The sequence below is a fragment of the Halorubrum gandharaense genome (genome assembly GCF_054654575.1).
In genome coordinates this window covers 1,040,938-1,065,219 of the sequence record NZ_BAAIET010000002.1, presented here as the reverse complement: position 1 = coordinate 1,065,219, position 24,282 = coordinate 1,040,938, and the positions used below count along the sequence as shown (strand labels likewise).

The following is a 24,282-nucleotide window of genomic DNA, read 5'->3' as shown; positions in this document are numbered from 1 at the left end:
TGTCGCCCTGCGGGCGCACTCATCCCGCACGGCAACAACCGTTAACACCGAATCTCGGGTACGCGGGTGCATGACGGAACGCGTGTCCCTGCAGCTGTCGGACGAACTGGAGGCGCCGCCCGAAACGGTGTGGGCGGCGCTGACGGACGCGGCGACGGCACGTGCCGCCCTCCCGGACGGAGATAACCCTGCAGCCAACGAGGCGACACCGGCGGCTGACGGCGGCAATCCGGCCGTCTCGCTGTTCGAGGCCGACGAGTCAGGAGTCGAGGAACGGACGCTCGACCCTGGCGACGCGCTCACGGTGGCGCTGTCGCTCGCTCCCGGCACGGGTACGGACGTGAACGTTGATGCCCCGTTCGAGACGGCGGTACGCGTCGAGGAGGCACGGTACCCCACGCTCGTCGTCAACGGCAAAGGCGAGACCGCCGATGAGAGTGCCTCCTTCGACGCGCTCGCCGGCGTCGAGCTCTCGGAGACGGACGCGGGCACGGAGGTCACCTGGGCCGCAGAGGCTGAGATCGAGGGCGCCCTCGCCGCGGCCGGCCCGACGGCAGTGACGCCGGTGATCGCGCACGTGGCAATCCGCTTTTTCGACGATCTGGAACGACTCCTCCGGGAGGCCGAGCACGCGGGCGGGGACGGGGAGTCGGGTTGACCATAAAAGTCGGGCTGACCTCAGGGTGGCGAGTCGTCGGTCGCCTGCGGGCCCGTCTCCCGTGAAGCGCGCCGGCGGGCGAGGAGACTGGCGACGCTCGCGCCTGCCACCGCTCCGACCGCGTTAACGGCCACGTCCGACCACGCGAACGTGCGCCACGGAATGGTCGCCTGGGCGAGCTCAACCCCGAAGCCGAAGCCGGTCGCGAGCGTCACGGCGACCACGAGCCCGCGCCGGTCCGTGCCGGCGGCCAGCGTTATCAGGGCCCCGAGCACGGCGTAGCCGACCAAGTGGAACGGGTCGGTGAGCCCGACCCAGCTGGGGAGGTGCCCGACGACGGGTCCGCCTGCGCCCCCGCCGACGCCCCCCGAGCCGCCCGACCCCGGAATCGGGACGAGCGAAACGACGAGCACGAGCGCGGCGAACGCGGTCGCCGGCCCCCATCGAGGGACACGGTCCGGGATGGCGTCCCCATCCGCACGGCTCCCGTCACCCGGACGGTCTCCACGCGGACCTCGGTCTTCCGGCGGGTCGCTCACGCGTGCAACTGCGGTCGCCGACGTGTTATCTGTCGGGGTTCCGGAGAGGGCGGCGCGATCGGCGGCCCGGTTGCTGAACGGACGTAACTGATTTCAGTTTCACCACAACGTGAACAGCTAACACGCTTCGGCCCTAATATAATAAACGATCTTTACATGACCGAACTTGGAGGCTTCAGGGACCGTATCGCACAGGTCGACCTCGGGGATGGAGACGTATCCTACCGGGGGATCGACGACGAGGACGCACGCAAGTACATCGGCGCGCGCGGGCTCGGCGTCAAGTACCTCTTCGAGCAGGGGCCGGACGTCGACCCGCTCGGCCCGGAGAACCGACTCGCGTTCATGACCGGTCCCCTCACGGGGACCCAAACCGTGATGAGCGGGCGAATCGCGCTGGTGACCAAGTCGCCGCTGACGAACACCGTCACGGACTCTCACCACGGCGGCTGGTCCGGCGCCCGCCTCAAGTGGGCGGGGCTCGACGGGATCCTGCTCGACGGCGCGAGCGACGACCCCGTCTACCTCGTCGTCGAGGACGGCGACGTGGAGGTTCGCGACGCCTCCCACGTCTGGGGGAAGGGCGTCTACGACACCATCGACGTGCTCGGCGAGGAAGTCGAGGGAACCGTCGGCCGCAACCTCTCCGTGATGGCGATCGGCCCGGCCGGAGAGAACCAGGTGCGGTACGCCTGCGTGATGAACGAGGACGACCGCGCCTCCGGGCGGGGCGGCACCGGCGCCGTCATGGGGGCGAAGAAGGTGAAAGCGGTCGTCGTCAAAGCCGGCACGCGGATGCCGAAACCCGCGAAACCGGACGTGTTCCAGGAGGGCTACCAGCAGGCCATGGAGGTGATTCGGGAGTCCGACGTGACCGCACCCAACGAGGGCGGGCTCTCGATGTACGGCACCAACGTCCTGATGAACGCCACCGAGGAGATGGACGGGCTGCCGACGAAGAACGCCAAGTACACGTCCACTGAAGGGTTCGCCGACGCCGAGGGCGCCGACGTGGACGCCGAGCGCGTCTCCGGCGAGAACGTGCGCGAGAACATCCTCGTCGACGAGCCGACCTGCCACTCCTGTCCGGTCGCCTGCAAGAAGGAGGTCGAGGTCCAGCTCAACCACAAGGGCAACGACATGAACGTGCGCGTGGAGTCGTACGAGTACGAGTCCGCGTGGGCGCTCGGCCCCAACTCCGGCCACACCGACCGCGACGAGATCGCACTGATGCTGGAACGGTGTAACGACATGGGGGTCGACACCATCGAGACGGGCAACATGATGGCGATGGCGATGGAGATGACCGAGGAGGGGAGCCTCGACGTCGGCATCGACTGGGGCGACTCCGAGCGCATGATCGACCTCATCGACGAGATCGCCACCCGCGACGGCGAGCTCGCCGACCTTCTCGCGGAGGGGCCCGAGCGCGTCGCCGAGCGCAAGGACGCCCACGGCAACAAGCTCTCCGTGAAGGGGCAGTCGATCGCGGCGTACGATCCGCGCTGCATGAAGGGGATGGGGATCGCGTTCGCCACCTCCAACCGGGGCGCCTGCCACCTCCGCGGCTACACGCCGGCGGCGGAGATCCTCGGCATTCCCGAGAAGGTCGACCCGTACGAGTGGGAGGGGAAGGGTGAGCTCACCGCCACCTTCCAGGACCTGCACGCCATCTCGGACTCCTTCGACATCTGCAAGTTCAACGCCTTCGCGGAGGGGATCGAGGAGTACGTGCTCCAGTACAACGGGATGACCGGACTGGACGTCACCGAGGATGAGCTGTTCGAGGCCGGCGAGCGCATCTACAACCTCGAACGCTACTACAACAACCTCGTCGGCTTCGACGGCGACGACGACACGCTCCCGAACCGGTTCGTGAAGGGCCACCCCGACGCGATCCCCGGTACGGGCGCCAGCGAGGGCGAGCTCGCGGAGCTCGACCAGATGAAAGCCGAGTACTACGACCACCGCGGCTGGGTCGACGGCGTCGTCCCCGACGAGAAGCTCGACGCGCTCGACATCGAGGTCGGACCGGGAACCGGCGTCTCCACCGGCGACTCCGGCGCGCCCGCGGACGACTGAGCGTCGCTTTCGTCACCCATTTTTAAGGTGCCCGCTCGGCTAGCGCCGCGTATGGCTCACTCCCCGCTTACCCTCCGTGAGGCGATGCGCACGCCACTCGGCGTCGTGCTCCTGCTGCTGTCGGTGTTGACACTCGTCTACTCGATGCTGATCATCGGACAACTGTTGGTCGGCCTCTGGTCAGTCACGCTGTTGGCCGGTGCGTACCTGATCTACAGAGTGTTGGCCGTGCTCGACTCGATTGCCGACGCCGCCCAGCGATTCGCGGCGGTCCGAGAACATGAAGCGGGACTCGACGCGAGCGACCGGCGGGACGGTCAGGGACGGCGAGACCGGGAGCACGCGGGCCACGACTCCGCCGGCGGCGAACCCGCCCGCGAGCGCGAGCGGTGAGCCGGGGCGGCCCGCGCTCGCCGGCGGCGCCGCCATCGGATACACGATACTGGCGCTGTCGGGGCTCCGGTACGTCTCCGCCGGCGCGCGCCGGTCGCTCCCGCTCGACACTCTCGTCGGGGTCGCGGGCGGGGTCGGCCTCGTCGTGTTTCTGGTGATGTGGCGGAGATCGAATCGCGCCGGCGACGAGGAGTAGCCGAACCGACGACCCCTTTAAGTGCCCGGAACGCCCACCGCGGAGAAGCCGCCGAGGCCGAGCAGGTCGAGCGCGGCGAGTACGACGACGGCGACCGCCCACGCACCCACGCCGGTGATGACGGCCCGCGTCCATCCGCCGGGGTAGCGAACGTACAACAGCGCGACCCAGCCGGCGAGCGCGAGCAGCGTCCCGACCAGCGGCACCCACGCCAACAGCGCCCAGACGAGGGCGCCGAGCAGTGCGGTCACCACGCCGTGGCGAAGCGTCGTGTCGCCGGCGTGGTCGCGATACACCGCAAAGCGGGCGGCGACGACGAGCGCCGTCCCGCCAACGAGCGTGCCGAGCAGGAAACTCACGAGGAGATCGAACATCGTCACTCCCGTCTCGGTGCGCCGAGGGCTTATAAACAACCGACCGTCAAGCCGAATTCAGTCGGGTGAACGCGGATCGTCATCCGCGGATCCGGCATCGGCGGCCGCCACGCCGACCACCACCGGCGCACGGATCTCCAGGGCCGTCTCGAACTCCTCGCGTCGGTCCGACTCCGTTCCGAGCCGCTCGATGGCGGCGGCGTGTGCGCGAGCGACGGCGTCCCGCTCGCGGTCGGTCAGACCCAGTCGGTCGGCAACGCCGTTCCAGTGGTCCGGTTCGGCGAGAAACGCCTCACGCTCGGTGGTCGCCACGATCCGCTCGTATCGCCGCCGGTAGTCGTCGATTCGCGGGCCGAGGTCACGTTGCACGTCGGTCAACAGCGTGTCGAGCCGGTCGGGCGTCACGCTGGCGAGCGCCGCCGCCTTCATGAAGGGGGTGCCCTCGATGGGATGTGGGGACGGCGCGGTTTCAGTGTCGTCCACCGAATCGGGGTCGGCGTCGTCCTCGGTCATCCCCCCGCACGCATCGCCTTCTGTTTGAACTTCGGGAGGAGCTCCTCCAGCGTTTCCGGGTCGCCCACGAACGACACCGTCACCTCCGTGAGGGTGATGCCGCCGGCCGGATTCACCGTTCCGGCCGACAGCGACGCGCGCCAGCCGTCGCCGTCCACCCGAGTCGCCTCGGCCGGGTCGTCGGTGCCGACGAGCGTGCCGCCGAGGTTCCGCAGATAGTGGGCGGCCAGCCGGCGGGAGATCCCGCGAAACGCCCGCTCTTGGCGCTCCCAGCCGGGCTCAGTCGGCAGATCTGCGGATGAGTCGTCGGGCGGCTCGGCCTCCTCAGACATGGCCGCCCGCCACCGGCGGGAACACCGAGACGCGGTCACCGTCGGCGAGCTCCGTGTCGAGTCCGTCGAGGTGGAGCACCTCCCGACCGTTCTTGAGGACGTTTATTTGGGGCGCGAGCTCGCCGTCGACGATCAGGTTGCCGGCCAACCCGTCGTAGTCGGCCTCCAGCGCCCGAAGGAGGTCGCCGACCGTGGCATCGTCGTCGACCTCCCGGTAGACGGTCTTGCCGCCGACGGCCTCCCGAAACGTCGCGAAGAAGCGCAGCTCCAGTTCCATAGTCGACCTTGGGGCGGGCGGGGCTTAAAAACGGGCGTCGCCGGCGATGGCGGCGGCTGTCGAGTGCCGTCCCGTCAGAGGTCCGAGAGTCGAATGCCGTCCTCGACCAGCCGGAAGTTGCGCTCGCGGTCGAGCTCCTCGGCGAGCCAGTCGTGGTCGTACAGCTGGCCGATCAGCTCGACGTAGCAGTTCCGCCAGGCGATCGCGTAGATGGGCGACTGCCCCCACGCGCGCAGCTCCGGGACGAACTCGTGGTAGGTGCTCGCCTGCTCCTCCAGGTGCTCGATCGCGTCCGCGACGACGGCGGCCGCCTCCGCGGGCTCCGCGTCGCCGATCTCCTCGTTGATCCGCGACTGGACGCCGGCGATGGCGCGGCGCATGTCCTGAGCGGCGGTGCCGTCCTCCTCGGGCAGCGACTCGACGACGCCTTTCGGAACGCCGAGCGTGACTTCGGGCATACCTGGGAGTTCGCCGCCGCCCTCAAAAAGGCACCTCCGCCGGCGGTCCGTGAGGGGATAATTCGCTGCCGCGGATTACGGCGTCGGAGCCGCCTTTTGGAGGGCCGTCTCCGCGATGTTGCCGCCGTAGTCGGCGGAGCGGAGCACGGAGTCGACGACCAGCCCGAGCAGCTGTGCGCGGGCGGGGTCGAGGTCACGGAGCAGTTCATCGATGGCGCGCACTCGCTCGTCGATGGCGCGCACCTGCTCGCGGGCGTCGTTCGCCTGCCGGCTCGCATCGTCGCTGTCGTCCTCGAACAGCGCGTCCATCGCGGTGTCGATCACGTCGATTGCGTCGTCGTGGAGGTCGTCGATGGCGTCGAGCACGTCGTCGGGAAGCGGCTCCTCGATGTTGAGCGTCAGGTGGGCGATCTTCGTCGCGTGGTCGCCGACGCGCTCCAGCTGCCGGGCGCTGGAGTGGTAGTCGAAACACTCCTCGCGGGGGATCCCCAGCTCCTCGGCGGCCTTGGGCGTGCGGAGCGTCGCCCGGAAGATCCGCGAGACGACCATCCAGAGCCGGTCGAGGTCGTCGTCCCGACTGATCACGTCGCGCGCGAGGTCGTGGTCGAGGTCACCGAGCGCCGTGAGCGCGTCCTCAAGCATCGACAGCGCGATGAGCCGCATTCGGGTGACGGCGTTGTGGATCGACAGCTCCGAGGAGTCGAGCAGGTCGCGGACGACGACGCGGTCGCGGGTCTCCTCTAACACTTCGAGGCCGACGAGGCTCTGGACCGCTTCGCGGATCGTCGAGCGCTGCTCGGTGGTGATCTGCCCGCCGGTCAGCTCGATCACGTCGAATCCGCTGACGTACATCGTCGTCACGGCACGCGTGAGCTCCTGACCGTGGAGGTTCGCGACGTCGAGCGTCCCCCGTGTGCGCTCCTCCTCGGAACGCGGCGTGAGAAACAGCGAGTCGCCGTCAGGGTAAAACTCCACCTCGCTGCCGGCCCCCACGTCGTTCTCGGTTGCCCACTCCTTCGGGATCGAGACCGTGTACGTCGAGCCGCCGGTGACTTGCACCTTCCGCGTCTCCATACCGGAGCCAGGTGCCACAGGAGTGATAAATCTATTCAAATATATACTCGAATGCCGATCGATATATCTGCCCTATCCCTTGTAAACGGGTGCTGTGTGGGCCGTTGGCTATTTGTTGCCGATAGAATCTACTCTAGAATGTATGTATATATAGTGCTCAATAGAGATTATAGTAGCGTATTTAGGTGACAGTACCCCTCCATTGAACGATGGAAGGCGACACGGCCAGCGGGCTCCGTTCGGGGCTCGACAGGCGTGCGTATCTGGCGGCCGCCGGCGGGACGCTCGCGTCGCTGGCAGGGTGTCTCGTCCGGGGGGAGGATAGTCGCGGACTGGAGGGCCGCATCGTCGTCGACGGGAGCAACACCCTGCTCCCGCACGGCGCCGCGGTCGCCGAGGAGTTCCAGTGGCGAAACAACCGGGTCCGTATTCCAGTACGGGGATCGGGAACCGGTGCCGGATTTCAGCGGTTCTGCGCCGGCGACACCGCCGTCCAGAACGCGAGCCGCGCCATCCTCCCCGAGGAGGAGACGCTCTGTGGGAACAACGACATCGACTTCCTCGAGTTGGAGGCGGCGCTCGACGGTATCGCCATCTGGGTCCACCCGGACAACCACTGGTGTGACGACCTCACCGTCGAGGAGCTCCACCGCCTCTGGCGGTCGGGGTCGGACGTCGAGACGTGGGGCGACCTCCGCGAGGAGTGGGCCGACGAACCCTGGGGCGACGAGGAGATCGACCTGTACGGGCGCGACTCGGCATCGGGCACGTTCGACTACTTCACCGAGGCGATCAACGGCGAGTACGGCAACATTCGGTCGGACTTCTCCGCGAGCGCCGACACGAACGTGATCGTCCGCGGCGTCCGCGGCAACCAGTACGCTCTCGGGTTCGGCGGCGCCGGCTACTACTACGAAAACGAGGAGGACCTCAAACTCGTGGGGATCGACGACGGCAACGGCCCCGTTATCCCGACGCGCGAGACGATCGAGAGTGGAGAGTACTCTCCCCTCTCACGGCCGATGTACGTCTACATTTCAGTTCCCGAGCTCCAACGACCGGAGTTCCGGGCGTACGCGTCGTTCTTCTTCGAGGAGATCGACGACGACGCCGACCGCGAGGTGGTCGACGAGGGCGAGACGCTGACGTGGACCCAGTGGGCCGCCCGGATGGTCGGCTTCTACGCGATCCCCGACGAGACGGTTGCGGAGAGCCGAGAGCGACTCGACGTCGCACTCGAATCCGTCGGCGAAACGCCGGGTGAGTGGGAATGAGTGGCTCGACCGACGGCTCAGGCGCCGCTCCCGCCGACCTCACTCGTGCGGGATCGGACATTCCTGCGGGCAAGAACCTCGCAGTGCGGGCCGTCTTCTTCGCGTGCGCGCTCATTACGGTCATGACGACGTTCGGCATCGTGTTGGTTCTCGTCGACGGCGCGCTTGGCTTCTTCCGTGAGGAGACGCTGTTCGGCCTGCTGTCGGCGGTTCTCTCCGGCTTCTTCGCCGGCGGCCCCGTCGAGGCGTGGACCGCGCTTCGGGCGGGACTCGCCCAGCAGGTCGGCGTGTTCGACTTCCTCTTCGGCACTGACTGGTCGCCGATCATCCGCCCGCGCTCGTACGGCGTGATCCCCCTGCTGTGGGGGACGATGCTCATCGTCGTGGGCTCCGCCGTCATCGCCCTGCCGGTGGGGACGGCGACCGCCATCTACCTCTCGGAGTACGCCGACCGACGGGTGCGAAAGGTGGTGAAGCCGACGCTGGAGGTGCTCGCCGGCATCCCCACCATCGTCTACGGCTTCTTCGCGCTCTCGTTTATCACCCCGCAGCTCCAGCGACTCTCGGCGCTCCACCCGTCGATCCCCGACGTGGGGACGTTCAACGCCGCCTCCGGCGCCATCGTCGTCGGCATCATGATCATCCCAATGGTGTCGTCGCTCTCCGAGGACGCGATGTCCGCGGTGCCCGACGACCTCCGAAACGCGGCGTACGGACTCGGCGCGACCAAGTTCGAGGTGTCGACCGACGTGGTTGTCCCCGCCGCGCTCTCCGGGATCATGGCGTCGTTCATCCTCGCCATCTCGCGGGCCATCGGCGAGACGATGGCCGTCACGCTGGCGGTGGGGATGCAGCCGAACATCACGCTGAACGCGTTCGAGCCGATCCAGACGATGACCGCCTACATGGTCCAGATCGGGATCAGTGACGTGTCGGTCGGCTCCATCGGCTACCAGAGCCTGTTCGCCGTCGGGCTCCTGTTGTTCCTCATGACGCTGGCGATGAACCTGCTGAGCCTGTGGATCAAGAGCCGCTATCAGGAGGCGTACCGATGACCCGTGAGTACGAGTCGACGGCCGACGACGATCCCACCTCTGTGGCCGACCCCTCGGCAGACGCCGGCGTCCACGCCGGCCCCGACGAGTTCGACGCCGACACGCCGGCGGACCCGTTCGCGAACGTGGGCGACGACATCGAGCGCAAGCAGCGTCTCGGTCGCGTCTTCGTCGGCGTCTGTCTCGCCTCCACGATGGTCGGCATCGTCGCGCTGGTGGCGCTGCTTGGCGACGTGATCTACGAGGCGTGGGGCTGGGTCACCCTCGAGTTCCTCACCTACCCGCCTTCGCGGTTCATCGAGAACTACTACCCCGGCGGACGGGGCGCCGGCATCTACCCGGCGCTCGTCGGCTCGATCATCCTGATCGCGTTAACGGCGGTGTTCACGATGTTCCTCGGCGTCGGCGCCGCCATCTACCTGGAGGAGTACGCCGCCGAGAGTCGCCTGAAGAGCTTCATCGAGGCGAACATCTCCAACCTCGCCGGCGTCCCCTCCATCGTCTACGGCCTGCTGGGACTCGCGGTGTTCGTGCGCGCGGTCGGCTTCGGGGAGAGCCTCCTCGCCGGCGCGCTCACGCTCACGCTGCTCATTCTCCCCATCGTCATCGTCTCCTCTCAGGAGGCGCTTCGGGCGGTGCCGGAGTCGCAGCGACAGGCCGCCTACGGCGTCGGCGCGACCGACTGGGAGGTCGTTCGCGACGTGGTGCTCCCGGCCGCGCTTCCGGGGATCATGACGGGGACGATCCTCTCGCTGTCCCGCGCCATCGGCGAGACGGCGCCGCTCATCATGGTCGGCGCCGCCACGTCGATGTTCACGGCACCGATCCGTGACGGCGCCGGCGGGCTCCCGTACCCGGACCTCACGGGGCCGTTCGCCGCGATGCCGATGCAGATCTTCGACTGGGCCCGACTGCCGGAGGGCGACTTCCAACACGTTGCCGCCGCCGGCATCATCGTGCTCCTCGCGATCCTGCTGTGCATGAACGCCACCGCGATCCTCATTCGCAACAAGTACGAGACCCGATAATCCGCCATGACCGACAACACAACGGACACTACGACCGACGCGCCGCCCGTCGAACCGGATGCGAACGATGTGACACCCCGAACTGACGGCGGCACCGGCACCGACACTGCACCCGGCGAGACCGCCGGCGAAACGACCCCCTCGATCCAGCGGATTTCGGCCGCCGACACCCTCATCGAGTCGAAGGGGCTCACCGTCCACTACGGCGACGTGCAGGCGCTCAAGCCGGTCGACGTGCAGATTCCCGAACAGCAGGTAACCGCGATCATCGGCCCGTCCGGCTGTGGGAAGTCCACGTTCCTCCGCTGTCTCAACCGGATGAACGACATGGTCGACTCCTGCCGGATCGACGGCGAGCTCCACTTCCGCGGCAAGAACGTGTACGACGACGACGTGGACCCGGTCGCACTCCGACGCAAGATCGGGATGGTGTTCCAGAAGCCGAACCCGTTCCCGAAGTCCATCTACGACAACGTGGCGTACGGGCTGAAGATCCAGGGGTACGACGGCGACATCGACGCACGCGTCGAGGAGGCACTCAAGGGGGCGGCGCTGTGGGATGAGGTGAAAGACCAGCTCGACGAGTCCGGACTGGACCTCTCCGGCGGGCAACAGCAGCGCCTCTGTATCGCCCGCGCCATCGCGCCCGACCCGGAGGTAATCCTCATGGACGAGCCCGCCTCCGCGCTCGACCCGGTCGCCACCGCGAAGGTGGAGGACCTGATCGACGAGCTGGCCGAGCAGTACACGGTCGTCATCGTCACCCACAACATGCAGCAGGCCGCCCGCATCTCGGATAGAACGGCGGTGTTCCTCACCGGCGGCCAGCTCGTCGAGTTCGGCGACACCAACCGCATCTTCGAGAATCCGGAGAACCAGCGGGTCGAGGACTACATCACCGGGAAGTTCGGGTAGCGGCCCCACGAACGCGGCGTTGCCGCCGGCACGGCGCTTATACGGCTCCTTCGAGAACTGTTCTGCATGGGACCGAAGACGACCCCGACAGCTATCGACCGACGGAACGAGGTCGCCAACTGACCATGGTCGAGGAGCTCACGCCGGAGGAAGTCCACGAGCGTGTGGAGCGCGACGACGTGCGCGTGGTCGACACGCGCCCGCCGGCGCAGTACGAGCGGGGCCACATTCCGGGGGCGATCAATATCCCGCTCCAGGAGCTGCCAACACGCGCCCCGGAGATCGACTGGGGTGACACCGACGTGGTGTGTGCGTGTCCGATCGGCCAGTCGTCGATCCAGGCCGCCAAGCTGATCGCCTCGTACGAGGGCGTTGACGACGACGTCACCGTCGCCAGCATGGAGGGTGGCTACCGGGAGTGGGAGTTCGACCTGGAGTCCGAGTAGGCGGATGATCGGCTTCACCCGGTCGGCGTACGACGACATCATCTCTCACGCGTACGAGGGCGGCGACGAGGAGGTGTGTGGAATCCTCGCCGGCGAGCGCGCCGAAACGGAGAGTACCGTCACCGAGGCGATTCGCGCCGAGAACGCCGCGGAGACGCCGCGGAGACGCTACCTGATCGACCCCGTCGAGCAGTTCGAGCTGATCGAGTCGATCGAGGACAGCGGACACGACGTGGTCGGCTTCTACCACTCGCACCCGACCGGCGATTCCCGTCCGAGCGAGACGGACGCGGACCACGCGGCGTGGCCCGACCACTCGTACGTCATCTGCTCGCTCGACGGCTACCCGTTCGTCGGCTCCTGGCGCTGGCGGGGCGACGAGGAGGGGTTCGCGATCGAGACGGTTCGGATCGTTGCGTAGCCGCCGGCACCGCGTTCGCCTTACACTACGGAGCGTCGATGCTCCCGCCGGCGCAGCGCGTCGCGGACGAGCAGCGCGCCGCCGGCGGCCGCAAGCAGGGCACCGACCCAGACGCCGGCTCCCTCCCCGGCGGCAGCGGCGATGGCCAGCCCGCCCCCGGCGACGACGTGTGCGACCGCCTGTACGGCGTAGCCCTCGAGGGCGTACACGACGCCGATCGCACACAGAAGGAGCGCCGAGATCGCCAGCACGACCCGGAGCGTGCCGGCTCCGCTCGCGGCGACGGCGACACCGAGCGCGCCGGCTGCCGCGGCCGCGACCGCGAGCAAGCCCGCGACGACCCCCTTCCGAAACGACATTGTCATACGGTACCACACGAGCGGGTAAAAACGTGTGTCAGACGAGCGGAATACGCGCGTGTGACGGGCCGTGTGTCGGGGCGGGCGTCGGGGCGGAGCGAGATCGGCGGCCTGGCGTCAGACGCGACGAGCGTCACGCGGGTGCCGGGAGTCAGAGCAGGCGGTAGACGCCGCGTGACTCGGAGACCTCACCGCGGCGCGTCAGCTTCTCCAGGAGGTCGCGTGCGGCATCGGCGGGCACGCCGTGGTCGGTCGCGTAGTCGACGACGGACGCCTCGGTCGCCTCGTCCGCTTCGCGGATTCCGGCTCGGACGACCGCCTCGCGTGAGCGCGAGCTTCCCCCGCCGCCACTCTCGACGCGCGCGCCGGCCTCGAAAACGGCGTCGGCGTCGAGCCCCGACTCCTCCAGGTATTCGCGGTCGTCGATGCCGGCGTCCTCGACGGCTTGTTCGAGGTCGGCGACGTGGTCGACCGCGGCGAACGCCTCGCTGTCGCCGTGCTTCTTCGCGAGCAGCGCGGACCGTGCCTCCCTGGCGGCCGCACGGTCCTCGGACTCGAAGAACCGCTTGAGCCGTTTGGTCCGGTGCGTCTTGCCGCACCGTGAACACTGGGCGGTCTCGCTCGTCCGCGGGTCCGTCAGGAGCCACATGTTCGCACACTCGTTACAGCCGACGACGGCGTACATGCCCCTCGCTTGGCCGGCATCCGGTTTGAACATTCGGGAAGCCTGCAGCATCGGCAAGGCGAGCGGACGGCGGCGACCGAAGCGGTCGTCGACAACGAGACGACCGACCACGGCGACGACCACGCGACCGACCATGGCGACGCCAGCGCCCGCGGCCGCCCGCGGCCGCCCGCAGCCGTCATTCGCGCCACGACTTTTATAGGGGTTCCCGTCGCCGATTGAAACATGGACGTAGTATCCAGCGACGAGGGCGACGGCGTCGAGGCGGTGTCGGGTGTCCACCTAAAGCAGGGAGCCGCGGGCGAGGAGGCGAGCATCCAGCGCTTCTACATCGAGCCCGGCGCGGAGGTGCCGGAACACGACCACCACCACGAGCAGGTGGGGACGGTGACGAGCGGCACGCTCACCTTCTACGTGGGTGACGAGGAGCTGCACGTCCACGCCGGCGACACGTTCGTCATCCCGGGCGGGGAGCCGCACTCGGCGGTGAACGAGGGCGACGTGCCGGTGGAGGGCTTCGACGTGTTCGCCCCGGCACGTCCGGACCCGGACTGGGGTGAGGAGGCGAAACCGAGCGGCGAGGACGGTCCCCTCTAAGGGCGAATCCGCGTTTCCGCACCACGCTGCTACTTCACCGCGACCGACACCACACTCGCCAGCGACGGTGTTCGCCGGATGAACAGCCCGTCCTCGACGGCGAACGCCTCGATCCGGACCACGAGCCGCTCCTCGCCGACCGTCGCGCGAAGCACCGGTCCCGTCGACGTGACCGTGACGTAGGGGGGTGCTGCGACCGGCGGCGCTCCCATCGTCGCGCCCGCGGCATCGACGACATCGGGAAGCAGCTCGGCGAGCGCGTTCAGCAGTCCCGCGCGCTCCATCGCGGCTCGGAGGTTCGCGCGCATCTCCCGGGAGTTTTCCGTCGCGGGGTCGCCGTCGACCGTCGTCTCGAACGCGGCGCTCACGGCATCCGCACAGTCGAGCGTAGCGTCGACCGTCTCCCGGTGGGCCGTGAGGAGGCGGTCGCGGGCGGCGTCGGCGTCCAGGTCCGTCACGGCTGGGGGTGCGCGGTGCCGGCCGAAAGCGGTTGTGGTCGGCGTCGTCGTCGGCGACGACACCCGATGGTCGTCCGGCGGGCGCCGGGATCACACGAAAAAGAAGTCGACGGACCACACGACGACGGCGACGATGAGGACGTAGTTCGCCACGGTCGAGACGAACGCGTAGACCGCCGCCCGCGAGAACGGGTACGCCGAGATCCCCGCCGGGATCATCACGAAGCTGCCGACGTAGGGGACGAAGTTGGTGACGACGATAGCGCCGCCGGCGTACCGGGTGAACAGCCGGTCCGCCCGCGCCAGCTCCGCGTCCGAGACCGTGACGTACGGGAGCGACTCGACGGCGTCCAGCCCGTATCGCGCGGAGAGCCGAAAGACGACCAGCTGGCCGACGGTGTAGCCGACGCTCGCGACGAGCACGGCGACGAGCGTCGCCGCCCGGTCCGCTCCCGTCGCGAGGAGGAAGCCCGGAAGGGCGACGGTCGTCGGAACCGGCTTCCCGACGATCGCGCCCTTCACGACGAACAGCCCGAACAGCGCCGGCAGCCCGTACCGCAGGAGGGTGGCGAGCGCGGCGTCAGCGAGAGCGTCGAACATCGTGGTGGGAACCGCTAGCGGATAGTGGTGCTAGACCGGCCGCCGACAAAAGCCCGTTGTGGACGAGTCCGAGTGGCCGGTGTTCCCCAGGTGGGGTTCCGGCGCCGATCGGTGGCAGTCGCCGTCCGGTTGCGGTTCGCTTTTGCCCGCGCGGGCCCGTGAGGCGAGTATGACCATTAGTCCCGAACAAGTGGCGGCGCTCATCGAGGACGGGATCGAGGACGCCGTCGCCCGCGTGTCGACGCCGCGTGCGCCGGATCCGGAACACGAGGACGCCCACTTCGCGGCGCTCGTCGTCTCGCCCGCCTTCGAGGGCGAGTCGCTCGTCGACCAACACCAACTGGTGTACGACGCGGTCGGCGAGGAGATGACGGAGGCGGTCCACGCGCTGGAGATCAAGACGTACACCCCTGAGGCGTATGCCGAACACGGCGACGGAAGCCTCGACGCCGAGCTCCGCGATGCGGGACTCCTGCCGGCCGACGGCGGGGACGCCGACGAGTCCGACGAGTCCGACGAGTTGGAGCGGTGAGCGACTTGGTGCCGGCTCCCTGAGCGGCTGACCCAGTCACTACCTTCAATATCGTTCATGTGGTATTTTCCGTCATGGTTGCTACGCGCATGGGTGAGCAACGATGACGGACGAACACCTCCGGGCGACGGTGAGCCTTCGCGGCGTCGTGTTCGTGGACGGCGCCGTGCTCGTCGTTCGCCGCGCGAGCGACGGCGGGTGGGAGCTGCCGGGCGGACGACTCGCGCCGAGGGAGGACGTCCGTGACGGCGTCCGCCGCGAAATACGCGAGGAGACCGGACTCGCGCCGACGGTCGAGGAGCCGGTCCACACGGTATCCTGGCGCAACGACGCCGACGAGGGGCGTCTCGCCGTCTACTTCTACGGCACCGGCGAGTCGCGTGCGGTGTCGTTGAGCGACGAGCACGTCGAGGCGGCGTGGGAACGGCCCGGGGCGGCCGCCGAGCGCCTCTCCACGCCGCAGGGGCGCGCGGTCGAGCGTGCAGCGACGGCATATCGGCGTGACAGTCCGGACAGGGTCGCCGCGTCGACCGACACGGGAGCGGGAGCACCTTCCGCCGCGGAGAACGAGCGATAGTCGGCCGCTTTCAGTAGCTTTTAGCAACTCTCCGCGGAACCCTCGACCATGGGTGAGGACTACCGCACGGAGGAGGACAGTCTCGGTGAGATGCAGGTTCCCGCGGACGCCTACTGGGGCGCACAGACCCAGCGCGCCGTCGAGAACTTCCCCATCTCCGGGATCACGTTCGGCCGCCGGTTCGTCCGCGCGCTCGGCGTCGTCAAGAAGTCGGCCGCGCAGGCCAACCGCGACCTCGGGCTGATCGACGACGACACCGCGGAGGTGATCGTCGCCGCCGCCGACGAGGTGATCGCCGGCGAGCACGACGACCAGTTCCCCGTGGACGTGTTCCAGACCGGCTCGGGCACCTCCTCGAACATGAACGCCAACGAGGTGATCGCCAACCGCGCCGCGGAGATCGCGGGCGCGGAGGTCGGCGACCGCGTCGTCCACCCCAACGACCACGTCAACTACGGGCAGTCCAGCAACGACGTGATCCCCACGGCGATGCACGTCGCCGCACTGGAGGCCGTCGAGAAGGACCTCGTCCCCGCACTGGAGACGCTCCACGCCGAACTGGAGGCGAAGGAGGCGGAGTTCGACGGCGTCGTCAAGACCGGCCGCACGCACTTACAGGACGCCACGCCCGTCCGCCTCGGCCAGGAGTTCGGCGGCTACCGCACACAGGTCGAGAAGGGAATCAAGCGCGTCAACGACGTGCAGGACCACCTTCGCGAGCTCGCGCTCGGGGGGACCGCCGTGGGAACGGGCCTCAACACCCACCCCGAGTTCCCCGCGCTCGCGGCGGAGTACATCTCCGACGAGACGAACACGGAGTTCCGCGAGGCCGACGACCACTTCGAGGCGCAGGCGGCCCACGACGCGATGGGCGAGGCGCACGGCGCGCTCCGCACGGTCGCGGGCAGCCTCAACAAGATCGCCAACGACCTCCGTCTGCTCGCGTCCGGCCCCCGAAACGGGCTCGGCGAGATCGAGCAGCCGGAGAACCAGCCCGGCTCCTCGATCATGCCCGGCAAGATCAACCCGGTCGTCGCGGAGGCGGTTAACCAGGTTCACAAACAGGTCGTGGGCAACGACGCCGCCGTCTCCGCCGGCGCCGCGCGCGGCGAACTCGACTTGAACCTCTACAAGCCCGTGCTGGCACACAACTTCCTGCAGTCGGCCACGATGCTCGCGAACGCCAGCGAGACGTTCGGCGAGAAGTTCGTCGCCAAACTGGAGGCCAACGAGGAGCACTGTTCCGAGCAGGTGGACCGCTCGATGGCGCTCGCCACCGCGCTCAACCCCGCGATCGGCTACGACAAGGCCTCGAAGGTCGCCAAACTGGCGCTCGCCGAGGACAAGACCGTCCGCGAGGTCGCCGTGAGCGAGGGGTACCTCACCGAGGCGGAGGCCGACGAGGTGCTCGACCCCGAGGCGATGACCCACCGCGTCATTCTCGGCGGCGACGACGACGAGTAGCGCGATACTCGTTGGGACGCGTTTTTTGCTTGCGTCGAAATCCCTGAGGAGTAACCGGTTCTGCTCGGCTCCAATTCGTCCAGGATTTTCACTGAGAGATGACGGGAGTGAATGTTGCAACTGACGGCATCGGGAATCGCTTATAAAGGTCGTGAGCGGTTTCGCTGCTATATTATAAACCCAGGTCGCGGTCGGCGCGCGCGAGAAACGCGCGCGAGGGAGGTCGACGGCGGCCGCGGAGCGGCCCCGCGGCCGCCGTCGACCGAGGCTGGGGAGGACTGAGGCTGCGGTGTCGTGCTGTGCGGGGTGGGGCTCAAAGGGGCAGCCGGCTCCGGGAAGACGGGTGACGTAAGCACTTTTCAGGGCGTCGGGCGGTGCGGAGAGACGCCCTGAAAAGCGCGCAGCAAGCCCCTCGACCGGAGCCGGCTGGGGCTTTTGAAGGCGGTCCCCATCAGCGTACCACCAACAACTCATCGAACAATCTTTCTTTATAAACGAACCATACCGCCACCAACGCCCCGCTTATAAACTCCTCACACAACCACTTGATACACCTACTCCCGGTATCGCTCAACAGACTCTTCTCACCCGACCACGTCACTCCAGAGCCCCTCGCGATAGCGGTCGCCGCGGTCACACAGCATGGTGACGACCGTGTCGTCGGCGCCGAGCGCGCCCTCGCCGGCGAGCTCCCTGATAAGGGCGACGTTGCCACCGGAGGAGGGACCGACGAGAAACTCTCCGTCGACACGCAACTCCTCCCGCACGGTTGCCGTGTCCCACTGTCCGCCGTCGTGGACCCGTACCTCACGGTCGGCGTACTGCTCCCGCAGCCAGCGCGCGCCCTTATACGCGTCGTCCGTGGTGAGGTAGCGGCGGTCGTCGAGCCGCGCCCGCTCGTAGGTGGACTGGTACGGGTGGTCGCCAGTGCGGAGGTAGCGGAGCCCCTCGATGTCGGTGGAATCGGCGGCGGGCTCGTAGCCGACGACGCGCACGCCGTCGTCTCCCGCTCCTCCCCGACCGCCATCCGCGTCGAGCGCCCGCGCAACGCCTGAAATCGTCCCGCCGGTTCCCACGCCCGTCACGAACGCGTCCACCTCGGGGGACTGCTCGCGGATCTCGGCGCCGGTCGTCGACTCGTGAATGCCCGGGTTGTTCGGGTTGTCGTACTGGTTGAGCCAGCAGTAGTCGCCCGACGAGACGAGCGACTCGACCCGGTCGATGATCGCGTCGTAGGTGGCGTCGGCCGGGACCGTGCGGATCTGCGCCCCGGCCTCTCGAATGGCCCGCCGTTTGCCGACGCCGGCGTCCGCCGTCGTCACGATCTCCACGTCGTACCCCCGGGCGCGGCCGATCCGCGCGACCGCCGCACCCGTGTTCCCGCTGGAGGGTTCGAGGATCGTCGCTCCGTCGTCGAGCCCGCCGGCGACCTCCGCCGCGTCGACCATCGACCGGGCGATTCGCGACTTCACCGATCCCCCGCTGGGGCCGGCATCGAGCAGGTTGAACCACTCGACTTTCGCGTACATCGTCGGCGCCACGCCCAGATCGAGCTCGACGAGGGGCGTCTCGAACAGCGTCGACTCGTCGACCGCGGGCGCCGCGTCGGCGGACTCCCTCATGGTCGGATCGGCGCAGGGGAGCCCCTTAAGTGGTTCCGCCGGCGCCGGACTTCACAGAAGCCAGTGGTCGCATTCGGTCCGCTATCGTCCACCCCGTCGGCACCCTTTTGCCGCGACCGGGCGACTCCAGCGCATGGACCAGAAGAACTTCCTGTTCTGTTCGCTCGACGCCGCCCTCATCGGCGACATCGCGTGGCAGGTACACAAGGAAGGCCACGACGTGCGCTACTACATCGAGTCCGAGGGCGACCAGGAGATCGCCGACGGGTTCGTGCCGAAGACCGACGACTGGGAGGCCGAGGTCGACTGGGCCGACGTGATCATCTTCGACGACATCTGGGTCGGCTCGGACGTTGGCACCGGGAAGATCGCCCGCGAGCTCCGCGAGGAGGGCCACGCCGTCGTCGGCGGCACGCCCAACACCGACCGGCTGGAGGAGGACCGCGGCTACGCGATGGAGATCCTCGAACAGAACGAGGTGAACACGGTCGAACACCACGAGTTCACCGACTTCGACGCCGCCATCGAACACGTTCAGGAGAACCCGAACCCCTACGTGATCAAACCGCTCGGCGAGGTCCAGAACGTCAAGCGCCTGCTGTACGTCGGTCGCGAATCCGACGGCGGCGACGTGATCGACGTGCTTCGCGCCTACGAGAAGGCGTGGGGCCACCGGATGAAGGGGTTCCAGCTCCAGCGCCGCGTGGAGGGCGTTGAGGTCGCCGTCTGCGGCTTCTTCAACGGCGACCGGTTCGTGGAGCCGATCAACTTCAACTTCGAGCACAAGAAGCTGTTCCCGGGGAACATCGGCCCTCAGACCGGCGAGATGGGGACCTCCATGTTCTGGTCCGGTCGGAACCACCTGTTCTGTGAGACGCTCGGCAAACTCGAGTCGTGGCTGGCCGAGGAGGGGTACGTCGGGAGCATCGACGTGAACTGCATCGTCAACGAGCGCGGCATCTATCCGCTGGAGTTTACCCCCAGATTCGGCTATCCGACGATCACCCTCCAGGAGGAGTCGTTCGAGTCGTCGACCGGCCAGTTCTTTGACGATCTCGCACACGGTAACGACCCGAATCTGCAGGTCCACGAGGGGTACCAGATCGCGATGCGAGTCGTGCTCCCCCCATTCCCGTTCGATGACGACAAGACGTACGACGAGAACACCCGCAACGCCGCGGTCGTCTTCGAGACCGACGACGGCGGCCCGCCGCCGGGCGTCCACATCGAGGACGCGAAAAACGTCGAGGGACAGTGGCGCGTCGCCGGCGGCAACGGCATGCCGATCGTCGTGACCGGGAAGGGCGACACGATGCATGCCGCGCGGGAGCAGGCGTACGACCGGATCGACGATATCGTGATGCCGAACATGTACTACCGTGACGACATCGGCGAGCGCTGGATCGAGGGTGACGGCGACCGCCTACAGGCGTGGGGATACCTCGGTCCGGCCGATAGTTAGCGTCCACCGGAAGGAGTGCTTGGACTACATTCCCTTATTGCGACTTTGCGCCCAACATCCGTCGAACCCTCCGAGCGTCTCCATCACCGTCCCCCGTATCCCCCAACTCCTACTCCCAGAGCGGGTAGAACCCGTCGCGCGGCGGTCCTCCCATCGGGTCGCCGTCCAGCGTGACGGCGCCGCCGTCGGCCTCGCCGACGACCTTGCCGATCTCCCCTCCCTCGATGCCGGCGGTCTCCAGCGCGTCGAGCGCGTCCTCGACGTGTTCCGGGGGCACCGCCGCGAGCAGCGCGCCGGATCCGAACGTCGCCAGCGGGTCCACGTCCAGCGCGGCACAGCAGGCGCGCGTCTCGGGCCGAATCGGCACGTCCGCGCGCTCGACGGCGACCTCGATGTCCCCCGCGCCCGCCAGCTCGTGGAGCGCGGTGAGGAGGCCGCCCTCGGTCGGGTCGTGCATCGCCGTCGCCCACCGACGGAGCGCGGCCGCGTCGGGGGTCACGCTCACCTCGTCGAGGAACGCCGCCGCGGCGTCGAGCGTTGCCTCGGAGACGCCGGCATCGGCACACGCCTCGCGGAAGTCGGTCGCGAGGATGGCGGTTGCCTCGATGCCGGCGCCTTTCGTGAGCACGAGCCGGTCACCGGGGGCCGCGCCCCCGCTCGCGATGAAGCGGTCGGTCGTCCCCATCGCCGTCATCGACAACAGTGGGCGGTCCAGCGCGGGCAACACCTCGGTGTGCCCGCCGACGACGGAGACGCCGACGCGCTCGGCCGTCGCGTCCACCTGTTCGACCACCGTTTGCCGGATATCGGCGTCGTCAGTCGGCAGGAACACGGTGTTCGTCAGCCAGCGCGGGTCCGCGCCGCTGGCGGCCACGTCGTTACAGGCGACGTGGACCGCGAGTCGGCCGACCGCTTCCGCCGCCAGCGAGATGGGGTCGGCGCTGACCACGAGCGTCCGGTCCCCGAGGTCGATGGCGGCCGCGTCCTCGCCGTAGGCCGCCCCCTGGAGGACGGTCGGGTCCTCCACACCGGTGGCCGCGAGCACCTCCGCTAGGGCTTCGGGGTCGAGCTTGCCCGTCATCGCTCGCGGAGCCAAGAGGCGACCTCCTCGGAATCGGCGTCGAGCCCGCCGCCCTGCGCGAACGTCGGTCCGCCACCGCCCCCGCCGCCGAACGCGTCGGTGGCGGCCGCGACGACCTCGCCGGCGTCGACGCCCGAGTCGGGGGCCGCGGCCACCACGAGGAAGGGCGCGGGGCCGTCGCCGACCGCCGCCAGCGCGTCGGGGGCGTCAGGATCGTCCGCGTCCACCAGCTCGCTCGCCGGCTCCCGGAGGTCGTTCGGGTCGGCATCGGCGAGTTGGCCGATAGTCCACGCTGTCTCCGTGCCGTCCTCCTCCGTCACGGTTGTTTTGGGGAACTCCCGCAGGCGGAACTGGAGGAGGTCCGTCCGGAGCTCGGCGACATCGCCCTCCAGCGCCTCGTTCGTCTCGCGAAGCCGCTTGACTGCATCCGGGAGGGACTCGACGTTGGCGTCGGCCGCGCTCGCCGCCTCCAGCGCGGCGGCGTGGACTGCCGCGTTCCGGTCGACCGCCGAGGGGCCGACGGCGAACTCGACGCGCGTGACGCCCTCGCCCGGATTCGACCGGTCGAGCACCGAAATGAGGCCGATCTCGTGGGTGTTCGAGACGTGCGTGCCGCCACAGGCCGCTACGTCCCACCCCTCCACCGTCACGACGCGGACGGCGTCGTCGCTGGCAGTGTCGCCGCCGGCGCCCCTCCCGGTCGCACCGCCCTCACCTCCACCAGCCATCGCACCCGCCTCCGTCTTGTCGTTGAACGCGATGTCGTCGAGCGCGCGGGCCTCCGCCGCGTGCATCGTCTCCCACGTTACCGGCAGCGAGTCCCAGACGACGCGGTTCGCGAGCCGCTCCAGCTCCACGAGGTCGGCGTCGTCGAGCGGCTCGCTGGCGGTGAGGTCGACGCGCACCTTCTCCGTCCCGATGTCGAAGCCGGCGTAGCCGAGATCCTCACATATCTGCCGTGCGGCACCGTAGAGGACGTGCGAGGCGGTGTGCGCGCGGGTGCAGTAGGTGCGGAACGCGTCGTCGATCACGCCGGCGACCGTCTCGCCAGGCTCACGGTCCAGCGGCTCGGCGAGGACATGGACGACCTCACCGTCCGTCTCGTGGACGTGTTCGACGGCGCAGCCGCCGAGGGTCCCGCGGTCGGCGGGTTGGCCGCCCGACTCGGCGTAGAAGTAGGTGTGGTCCAACACGACCTCGCGGCCGCCGTCCTCGACTCGCTCGACGGTCGCCTCGAACTCGCGAACCTCGGGCTCCGCCGGGGCGCGTGATGCGGTCATGTCCGGGCGGTCGTCGCCGCCGGGTAAATAGGTGGCCGACGCGGCAGACGGCTCCGGCCGAACCGCGCCACGTTCGGAAATGGTTTCGCGGAGCTGTTGAAATTCCTGCAAGTAACAGATTCTGCCCCGGTTGTAGTCAATACAGCATCCTCGATGAGTGATTACGGGAGTGGGTATTGTAACCGGCGCCATCGGTGATCGCTTATAAATAACCGTGAGTGGTCCCGCTGCTCGCTTATAAACCCGACTGCGGTCGGCGCGCGCGAGAAACGCGCGCGAGGGAGTCGTCGCCGAAGGCGACGACGAGGCTGGAGAGGCGTGAGGTGCGGGTGCGGAGCGGTCGGGTGGGACTCAAAGGGGCAGCCGGCTCCGGGAAGACGGGCGATGTAAGCACCGCAGCGGGTGGTGCCGAGAGCGAGGAGCGCAACGAGCGTCCCGCGAGTCTACGAGCGGGACGACGGAAGTCGCAGCCCGCGAGCAATGCGAGAGCGACCGGAGGGAGCTCTCGATAGCGAACGGCGAAGCCGTGAGCAGCGAGCCGGACCGTCTTCCGGAACCCTCGACCGGAGCCGGCTGGGGCTTTGGAGGTGTTTGTCGTCGTGCTCACTCCAACGACTCGTGTTTCAAGCACTCCTTATAAATGACCCACAACCTCACCGACGCCTCACTGATAAACCCCACACCCACTCACGTAATACACCCACTCCCGATATCACTCAGCAAGCAGTCACTATCGACCGTCTATTTCAGATCGAAATCCGTTTGGAAAATGGGATTTCGACAGAGACGGATTCGCCGAAAAGGGCGCTCGGCGTCCGCTCAGTCCTCCAGCTCGAACGCGACCTCGACTTCCGCCTGATACTGTCGTTCGGGCGCGTTCTTCACTTCGACGCCGAACTCCTCTACCTCCGCCCAGTAGACGTTCTCCAGCGTGTCCTCCGCGCGGTCGATGGCGTCGTCGGCCGCGTCGTCGAAGCTCTCCTCGCTCGTGCCGATCAGCGTGATTTTCTTGAACACCATGTCACCTGCTCGTTGGGCGCAATGTCCCTTAAAAGCACTCGCCGAAGGAGGTACGCGAACACCCGCCCGCGGTCGCGGGTAGCGTGCGCCGCCGTCCGCTACGGACTCCCGGGAACGCCCTCGGTGACCGAGAACTCGCCCGAGTTGCGGTCGACGCCGATCACCGCCCAGTCGTAGGGGGGTTTGAACTCCGCGAGCTTCTCCGTGAGGTCGTCGGCGTGGCCGTCCCACGTGACGAAACAGCGGAGCCGTGGGGTCTCGCCGCCGTCCGCAAGATAGGGTTCCGGGTCCGCGGCGCCGTCCTCACACACCGCTGTGACGAGGACGCGTCGCCACTTGCGCTCGGCGACGAACTCGCGTCCGCCGTCGCGCACGGTGTATCCTAACTCCTGAAAAACGTCTCTGGCCTCCGTCGTCGGTGGCATGCTCGCAGGGGCCATCTAGGTGTACGTTGGGCGGCAGGTGTGATAAGTGTTATCACGGCATGGGTTGCCGGCGGAGTCCACTCCC

The 24,282-nt window shown here is 68.2% G+C and carries 32 protein-coding genes; 16 read left to right on the top strand and 16 right to left on the bottom strand.

Translation table 11 applies throughout. The annotated features are described in order from the left end of the window. Positions 1 to 70: 70 nt before the first annotated feature. Complete coding sequence (locus ACYQ07_RS14420) at positions 71 to 658, top strand: SRPBCC family protein (RefSeq protein WP_459882792.1); 588 nt, start codon at positions 71 to 73, stop codon at positions 656 to 658. A gap of 20 nt (positions 659 to 678) precedes the next feature. Here ACYQ07_RS14420 and ACYQ07_RS14415 read toward each other — a convergent pair whose 3' ends face one another. Next, a complete protein-coding gene (locus ACYQ07_RS14415; RefSeq protein WP_459882791.1) occupies positions 679 to 1,197 on the bottom strand; it encodes a VanZ family protein in 519 nt (172 codons plus the stop codon). 156 nt (positions 1,198 to 1,353) lie between these two features. On the opposite strand from ACYQ07_RS14415, the gene ACYQ07_RS14410 reads away from it, so the two are divergent. The 3 genes from ACYQ07_RS14410 to ACYQ07_RS14400 are packed head-to-tail and all read left to right on the top strand — an operon-like array spanning position 1,354 to position 3,868. Next, positions 1,354 to 3,279, top strand: a complete 1,926-nt coding sequence (locus ACYQ07_RS14410) for an aldehyde ferredoxin oxidoreductase family protein (protein ID WP_459882789.1) — start codon at positions 1,354 to 1,356, stop codon at positions 3,277 to 3,279. Between the two features lie 51 nt (positions 3,280 to 3,330). Next, a complete protein-coding gene (locus ACYQ07_RS14405; protein ID WP_459882787.1) occupies positions 3,331 to 3,672 on the top strand; it encodes a DUF8066 domain-containing protein in 342 nt (113 codons plus the stop codon). Then, positions 3,560 to 3,868, top strand: a complete 309-nt coding sequence (locus ACYQ07_RS14400) for a hypothetical protein (protein WP_459883074.1) — start codon at positions 3,560 to 3,562, stop codon at positions 3,866 to 3,868. The genes ACYQ07_RS14405 and ACYQ07_RS14400 overlap by 113 nt, the downstream gene beginning before the upstream one ends. 17 nt (positions 3,869 to 3,885) lie before the next feature. Here the strand turns inward: ACYQ07_RS14400 and ACYQ07_RS14395 are convergent, their stop codons facing one another. From ACYQ07_RS14395 to ACYQ07_RS14370, 6 genes are all read right to left on the bottom strand, one after another. Continuing rightward, on the bottom strand, positions 3,886 to 4,242 hold the full coding sequence (locus ACYQ07_RS14395) for a hypothetical protein (protein WP_459883065.1): 357 nt from the start codon (positions 4,240 to 4,242) through the stop codon (positions 3,886 to 3,888). A gap of 57 nt (positions 4,243 to 4,299) precedes the next feature. Then, the gene (locus ACYQ07_RS14390) at positions 4,300 to 4,755 is read right to left on the bottom strand and encodes a DUF8048 family protein (protein WP_459882785.1); all 456 of its coding nucleotides are present in this window, start codon (positions 4,753 to 4,755) and stop codon (positions 4,300 to 4,302) included. Next, on the bottom strand, positions 4,752 to 5,087 hold the full coding sequence (locus tag ACYQ07_RS14385) for a MoaD-like domain-containing protein (RefSeq protein ID WP_459882784.1): 336 nt from the start codon (positions 5,085 to 5,087) through the stop codon (positions 4,752 to 4,754). The genes ACYQ07_RS14390 and ACYQ07_RS14385 overlap by 4 nt, the downstream gene beginning before the upstream one ends. Then, entirely contained in the window at positions 5,080 to 5,364 is a 285-nt protein-coding gene (locus ACYQ07_RS14380; protein ID WP_459882782.1) for a ubiquitin-like small modifier protein 1, read from the bottom strand. The genes ACYQ07_RS14385 and ACYQ07_RS14380 overlap by 8 nt, the downstream gene beginning before the upstream one ends. Positions 5,365 to 5,438: 74 nt before the next feature. Next, positions 5,439 to 5,822, bottom strand: a complete 384-nt coding sequence (locus tag ACYQ07_RS14375) for a DUF7971 family protein (RefSeq protein WP_459882781.1) — start codon at positions 5,820 to 5,822, stop codon at positions 5,439 to 5,441. Between the two features lie 75 nt (positions 5,823 to 5,897). Further along, positions 5,898 to 6,896 carry a PhoU domain-containing protein gene (locus ACYQ07_RS14370; RefSeq protein WP_459882779.1) on the bottom strand — a complete coding sequence of 333 codons (999 nt, stop codon included), beginning with the start codon at positions 6,894 to 6,896 and terminating at the stop codon, positions 5,898 to 5,900. Between the two features lie 209 nt (positions 6,897 to 7,105). Here ACYQ07_RS14370 and ACYQ07_RS14365 point away from each other — a divergent pair, with 209 nt between their 5' ends. From ACYQ07_RS14365 to ACYQ07_RS14340, 6 genes are all read left to right on the top strand, one after another. Then, positions 7,106 to 8,170 (top strand): PstS family phosphate ABC transporter substrate-binding protein, encoded by a 1,065-nt coding sequence (locus ACYQ07_RS14365; protein WP_459882778.1) that lies wholly within the window; start codon positions 7,106 to 7,108, stop codon positions 8,168 to 8,170. Then, on the top strand, positions 8,167 to 9,225 hold the full coding sequence (pstC, locus tag ACYQ07_RS14360; protein ID WP_459882777.1) for a phosphate ABC transporter permease subunit PstC: 1,059 nt from the start codon (positions 8,167 to 8,169) through the stop codon (positions 9,223 to 9,225). Before ACYQ07_RS14365 ends, pstC begins: the two co-directional genes overlap by 4 nt. After that, a complete protein-coding gene (gene pstA / locus ACYQ07_RS14355) occupies positions 9,222 to 10,253 on the top strand; it encodes a phosphate ABC transporter permease PstA (protein WP_459882775.1) in 1,032 nt (343 codons plus the stop codon). The genes pstC and pstA overlap by 4 nt, the downstream gene beginning before the upstream one ends. A gap of 6 nt (positions 10,254 to 10,259) precedes the next feature. Continuing rightward, a complete protein-coding gene (gene pstB, locus ACYQ07_RS14350) occupies positions 10,260 to 11,168 on the top strand; it encodes a phosphate ABC transporter ATP-binding protein PstB (RefSeq protein WP_459882774.1) in 909 nt (302 codons plus the stop codon). A gap of 125 nt (positions 11,169 to 11,293) precedes the next feature. Further along, on the top strand, positions 11,294 to 11,614 hold the full coding sequence (locus ACYQ07_RS14345) for a rhodanese-like domain-containing protein (RefSeq protein ID WP_459882772.1): 321 nt from the start codon (positions 11,294 to 11,296) through the stop codon (positions 11,612 to 11,614). Positions 11,615 to 11,618: 4 nt separating this feature from the next. Then, positions 11,619 to 12,035 (top strand): desampylase, encoded by a 417-nt coding sequence (locus ACYQ07_RS14340; protein WP_459882771.1) that lies wholly within the window; start codon positions 11,619 to 11,621, stop codon positions 12,033 to 12,035. 20 nt (positions 12,036 to 12,055) lie between these two features. Here the strand turns inward: ACYQ07_RS14340 and ACYQ07_RS14335 are convergent, their stop codons facing one another. Beyond that, entirely contained in the window at positions 12,056 to 12,394 is a 339-nt protein-coding gene (locus tag ACYQ07_RS14335) for a hypothetical protein (RefSeq protein ID WP_459882770.1), read from the bottom strand. 151 nt (positions 12,395 to 12,545) lie between these two features. Beyond that, positions 12,546 to 13,079 (bottom strand): DUF5817 domain-containing protein, encoded by a 534-nt coding sequence (locus tag ACYQ07_RS14330; RefSeq protein WP_459882769.1) that lies wholly within the window; start codon positions 13,077 to 13,079, stop codon positions 12,546 to 12,548. 9 nt (positions 13,080 to 13,088) lie between these two features. On the opposite strand from ACYQ07_RS14330, the gene ACYQ07_RS14325 reads away from it, so the two are divergent. Both ACYQ07_RS14325 and ACYQ07_RS14320 read left to right on the top strand, forming a co-directional pair. Next, positions 13,089 to 13,301, top strand: a complete 213-nt coding sequence (locus ACYQ07_RS14325) for a hypothetical protein (RefSeq protein WP_459882767.1) — start codon at positions 13,089 to 13,091, stop codon at positions 13,299 to 13,301. Positions 13,302 to 13,304: 3 nt separating this feature from the next. Further along, positions 13,305 to 13,676: a cupin domain-containing protein gene (locus ACYQ07_RS14320; RefSeq protein ID WP_459882765.1), complete on the top strand. Its 372-nt coding sequence runs from the start codon at positions 13,305 to 13,307 to the stop codon at positions 13,674 to 13,676. A 29-nt stretch (positions 13,677 to 13,705) separates the two neighbouring features. On the opposite strand, the gene ACYQ07_RS14315 is transcribed toward ACYQ07_RS14320, so the two are convergent. Next, positions 13,706 to 14,134, bottom strand: a complete 429-nt coding sequence (locus tag ACYQ07_RS14315) for a DUF7988 family protein (RefSeq protein WP_459882763.1) — start codon at positions 14,132 to 14,134, stop codon at positions 13,706 to 13,708. A 90-nt stretch (positions 14,135 to 14,224) separates the two neighbouring features. After that, positions 14,225 to 14,734: a DedA family protein gene (locus ACYQ07_RS14310; RefSeq protein WP_459882761.1), complete on the bottom strand. Its 510-nt coding sequence runs from the start codon at positions 14,732 to 14,734 to the stop codon at positions 14,225 to 14,227. Between the two features lie 169 nt (positions 14,735 to 14,903). Between ACYQ07_RS14310 and ACYQ07_RS14305 the strand changes: the two genes are divergently transcribed. The 3 genes from ACYQ07_RS14305 (at position 14,904) to ACYQ07_RS14295 (ending at position 17,307) form a co-directional block, all read left to right on the top strand. Then, positions 14,904 to 15,266 (top strand): BolA family protein, encoded by a 363-nt coding sequence (locus ACYQ07_RS14305; RefSeq protein ID WP_459882759.1) that lies wholly within the window; start codon positions 14,904 to 14,906, stop codon positions 15,264 to 15,266. A 103-nt stretch (positions 15,267 to 15,369) separates the two neighbouring features. Further along, a complete protein-coding gene (locus tag ACYQ07_RS14300) occupies positions 15,370 to 15,843 on the top strand; it encodes an NUDIX domain-containing protein (RefSeq protein WP_459882757.1) in 474 nt (157 codons plus the stop codon). 48 nt (positions 15,844 to 15,891) lie between these two features. Beyond that, on the top strand, positions 15,892 to 17,307 hold the full coding sequence (locus tag ACYQ07_RS14295; protein WP_459882755.1) for a class II fumarate hydratase: 1,416 nt from the start codon (positions 15,892 to 15,894) through the stop codon (positions 17,305 to 17,307). 584 nt (positions 17,308 to 17,891) lie between these two features. Here the strand turns inward: ACYQ07_RS14295 and ACYQ07_RS14290 are convergent. Further along, on the bottom strand, positions 17,892 to 18,929 hold the full coding sequence (locus tag ACYQ07_RS14290) for a PLP-dependent cysteine synthase family protein (RefSeq protein WP_459882753.1): 1,038 nt from the start codon (positions 18,927 to 18,929) through the stop codon (positions 17,892 to 17,894). A gap of 133 nt (positions 18,930 to 19,062) precedes the next feature. Between ACYQ07_RS14290 and ACYQ07_RS14285 the strand changes: the two genes are divergently transcribed. Further along, positions 19,063 to 20,391 carry a phosphoribosylamine--glycine ligase gene (locus tag ACYQ07_RS14285; RefSeq protein ID WP_459882752.1) on the top strand — a complete coding sequence of 443 codons (1,329 nt, stop codon included), beginning with the start codon at positions 19,063 to 19,065 and terminating at the stop codon, positions 20,389 to 20,391. 109 nt (positions 20,392 to 20,500) lie between these two features. Here ACYQ07_RS14285 and ACYQ07_RS14280 read toward each other — a convergent pair whose 3' ends face one another. The 4 genes from ACYQ07_RS14280 to ACYQ07_RS14265 all read right to left on the bottom strand — a co-directional run bounded on the left by ACYQ07_RS14280 (position 20,501) and on the right by ACYQ07_RS14265 (position 24,212). Further along, on the bottom strand, positions 20,501 to 21,472 hold the full coding sequence (locus ACYQ07_RS14280) for an AIR synthase family protein (protein WP_459883063.1): 972 nt from the start codon (positions 21,470 to 21,472) through the stop codon (positions 20,501 to 20,503). After that, the gene (locus ACYQ07_RS14275; protein WP_459882750.1) at positions 21,469 to 22,752 is read right to left on the bottom strand and encodes an alanyl-tRNA editing protein; all 1,284 of its coding nucleotides are present in this window, start codon (positions 22,750 to 22,752) and stop codon (positions 21,469 to 21,471) included. The genes ACYQ07_RS14280 and ACYQ07_RS14275 overlap by 4 nt, the downstream gene beginning before the upstream one ends. 819 nt (positions 22,753 to 23,571) lie before the next feature. Further along, a complete protein-coding gene (locus tag ACYQ07_RS14270; protein ID WP_459882748.1) occupies positions 23,572 to 23,772 on the bottom strand; it encodes a dodecin in 201 nt (66 codons plus the stop codon). 98 nt (positions 23,773 to 23,870) lie between these two features. Next, positions 23,871 to 24,212 carry a DUF7116 family protein gene (locus tag ACYQ07_RS14265; protein ID WP_459882746.1) on the bottom strand — a complete coding sequence of 114 codons (342 nt, stop codon included), beginning with the start codon at positions 24,210 to 24,212 and terminating at the stop codon, positions 23,871 to 23,873. Between the last annotated feature and the right edge of the window lie 70 nt (positions 24,213 to 24,282).

What these genes read in the sequence shown, in the direction of transcription:
- ACYQ07_RS14420 (WP_459882792.1), top strand. Translation starts at nt 71, where the DNA reads ATGACGGAACGCGTGTCCCTGCAGCTGTCGGACGAACTGGAGGCGCCG.
- ACYQ07_RS14410 (WP_459882789.1), top strand. Translation starts at nt 1,354, where the DNA reads ATGACCGAACTTGGAGGCTTCAGGGACCGTATCGCACAGGTCGACCTC.
- ACYQ07_RS14405 (WP_459882787.1), top strand. Translation starts at nt 3,331, where the DNA reads ATGGCTCACTCCCCGCTTACCCTCCGTGAGGCGATGCGCACGCCACTC.
- ACYQ07_RS14400 (WP_459883074.1), top strand. Translation starts at nt 3,560, where the DNA reads ATGAAGCGGGACTCGACGCGAGCGACCGGCGGGACGGTCAGGGACGGC.
- ACYQ07_RS14395 (WP_459883065.1), bottom strand. Translation starts at nt 4,242, where the DNA reads ATGTTCGATCTCCTCGTGAGTTTCCTGCTCGGCACGCTCGTTGGCGGG.
- ACYQ07_RS14390 (WP_459882785.1), bottom strand. Translation starts at nt 4,755, where the DNA reads ATGACCGAGGACGACGCCGACCCCGATTCGGTGGACGACACTGAAACC.
- ACYQ07_RS14385 (WP_459882784.1), bottom strand. Translation starts at nt 5,087, where the DNA reads ATGTCTGAGGAGGCCGAGCCGCCCGACGACTCATCCGCAGATCTGCCG.
- ACYQ07_RS14380 (WP_459882782.1), bottom strand. Translation starts at nt 5,364, where the DNA reads ATGGAACTGGAGCTGCGCTTCTTCGCGACGTTTCGGGAGGCCGTCGGC.
- ACYQ07_RS14375 (WP_459882781.1), bottom strand. Translation starts at nt 5,822, where the DNA reads ATGCCCGAAGTCACGCTCGGCGTTCCGAAAGGCGTCGTCGAGTCGCTG.
- ACYQ07_RS14370 (WP_459882779.1), bottom strand. Translation starts at nt 6,896, where the DNA reads ATGGAGACGCGGAAGGTGCAAGTCACCGGCGGCTCGACGTACACGGTC.
- ACYQ07_RS14365 (WP_459882778.1), top strand. Translation starts at nt 7,106, where the DNA reads ATGGAAGGCGACACGGCCAGCGGGCTCCGTTCGGGGCTCGACAGGCGT.
- pstC (WP_459882777.1), top strand. Translation starts at nt 8,167, where the DNA reads ATGAGTGGCTCGACCGACGGCTCAGGCGCCGCTCCCGCCGACCTCACT.
- pstA (WP_459882775.1), top strand. Translation starts at nt 9,222, where the DNA reads ATGACCCGTGAGTACGAGTCGACGGCCGACGACGATCCCACCTCTGTG.
- pstB (WP_459882774.1), top strand. Translation starts at nt 10,260, where the DNA reads ATGACCGACAACACAACGGACACTACGACCGACGCGCCGCCCGTCGAA.
- ACYQ07_RS14345 (WP_459882772.1), top strand. Translation starts at nt 11,294, where the DNA reads ATGGTCGAGGAGCTCACGCCGGAGGAAGTCCACGAGCGTGTGGAGCGC.
- ACYQ07_RS14340 (WP_459882771.1), top strand. Translation starts at nt 11,619, where the DNA reads ATGATCGGCTTCACCCGGTCGGCGTACGACGACATCATCTCTCACGCG.
- ACYQ07_RS14335 (WP_459882770.1), bottom strand. Translation starts at nt 12,394, where the DNA reads ATGTCGTTTCGGAAGGGGGTCGTCGCGGGCTTGCTCGCGGTCGCGGCC.
- ACYQ07_RS14330 (WP_459882769.1), bottom strand. Translation starts at nt 13,079, where the DNA reads ATGTACGCCGTCGTCGGCTGTAACGAGTGTGCGAACATGTGGCTCCTG.
- ACYQ07_RS14320 (WP_459882765.1), top strand. Translation starts at nt 13,305, where the DNA reads ATGGACGTAGTATCCAGCGACGAGGGCGACGGCGTCGAGGCGGTGTCG.
- ACYQ07_RS14310 (WP_459882761.1), bottom strand. Translation starts at nt 14,734, where the DNA reads ATGTTCGACGCTCTCGCTGACGCCGCGCTCGCCACCCTCCTGCGGTAC.
- ACYQ07_RS14305 (WP_459882759.1), top strand. Translation starts at nt 14,904, where the DNA reads ATGACCATTAGTCCCGAACAAGTGGCGGCGCTCATCGAGGACGGGATC.
- ACYQ07_RS14300 (WP_459882757.1), top strand. Translation starts at nt 15,370, where the DNA reads ATGACGGACGAACACCTCCGGGCGACGGTGAGCCTTCGCGGCGTCGTG.
- ACYQ07_RS14295 (WP_459882755.1), top strand. Translation starts at nt 15,892, where the DNA reads ATGGGTGAGGACTACCGCACGGAGGAGGACAGTCTCGGTGAGATGCAG.
- ACYQ07_RS14290 (WP_459882753.1), bottom strand. Translation starts at nt 18,929, where the DNA reads ATGAGGGAGTCCGCCGACGCGGCGCCCGCGGTCGACGAGTCGACGCTG.
- ACYQ07_RS14285 (WP_459882752.1), top strand. Translation starts at nt 19,063, where the DNA reads ATGGACCAGAAGAACTTCCTGTTCTGTTCGCTCGACGCCGCCCTCATC.
- ACYQ07_RS14280 (WP_459883063.1), bottom strand. Translation starts at nt 21,472, where the DNA reads ATGACGGGCAAGCTCGACCCCGAAGCCCTAGCGGAGGTGCTCGCGGCC.
- ACYQ07_RS14275 (WP_459882750.1), bottom strand. Translation starts at nt 22,752, where the DNA reads ATGACCGCATCACGCGCCCCGGCGGAGCCCGAGGTTCGCGAGTTCGAG.
- ACYQ07_RS14270 (WP_459882748.1), bottom strand. Translation starts at nt 23,772, where the DNA reads ATGGTGTTCAAGAAAATCACGCTGATCGGCACGAGCGAGGAGAGCTTC.
- ACYQ07_RS14265 (WP_459882746.1), bottom strand. Translation starts at nt 24,212, where the DNA reads ATGGCCCCTGCGAGCATGCCACCGACGACGGAGGCCAGAGACGTTTTT.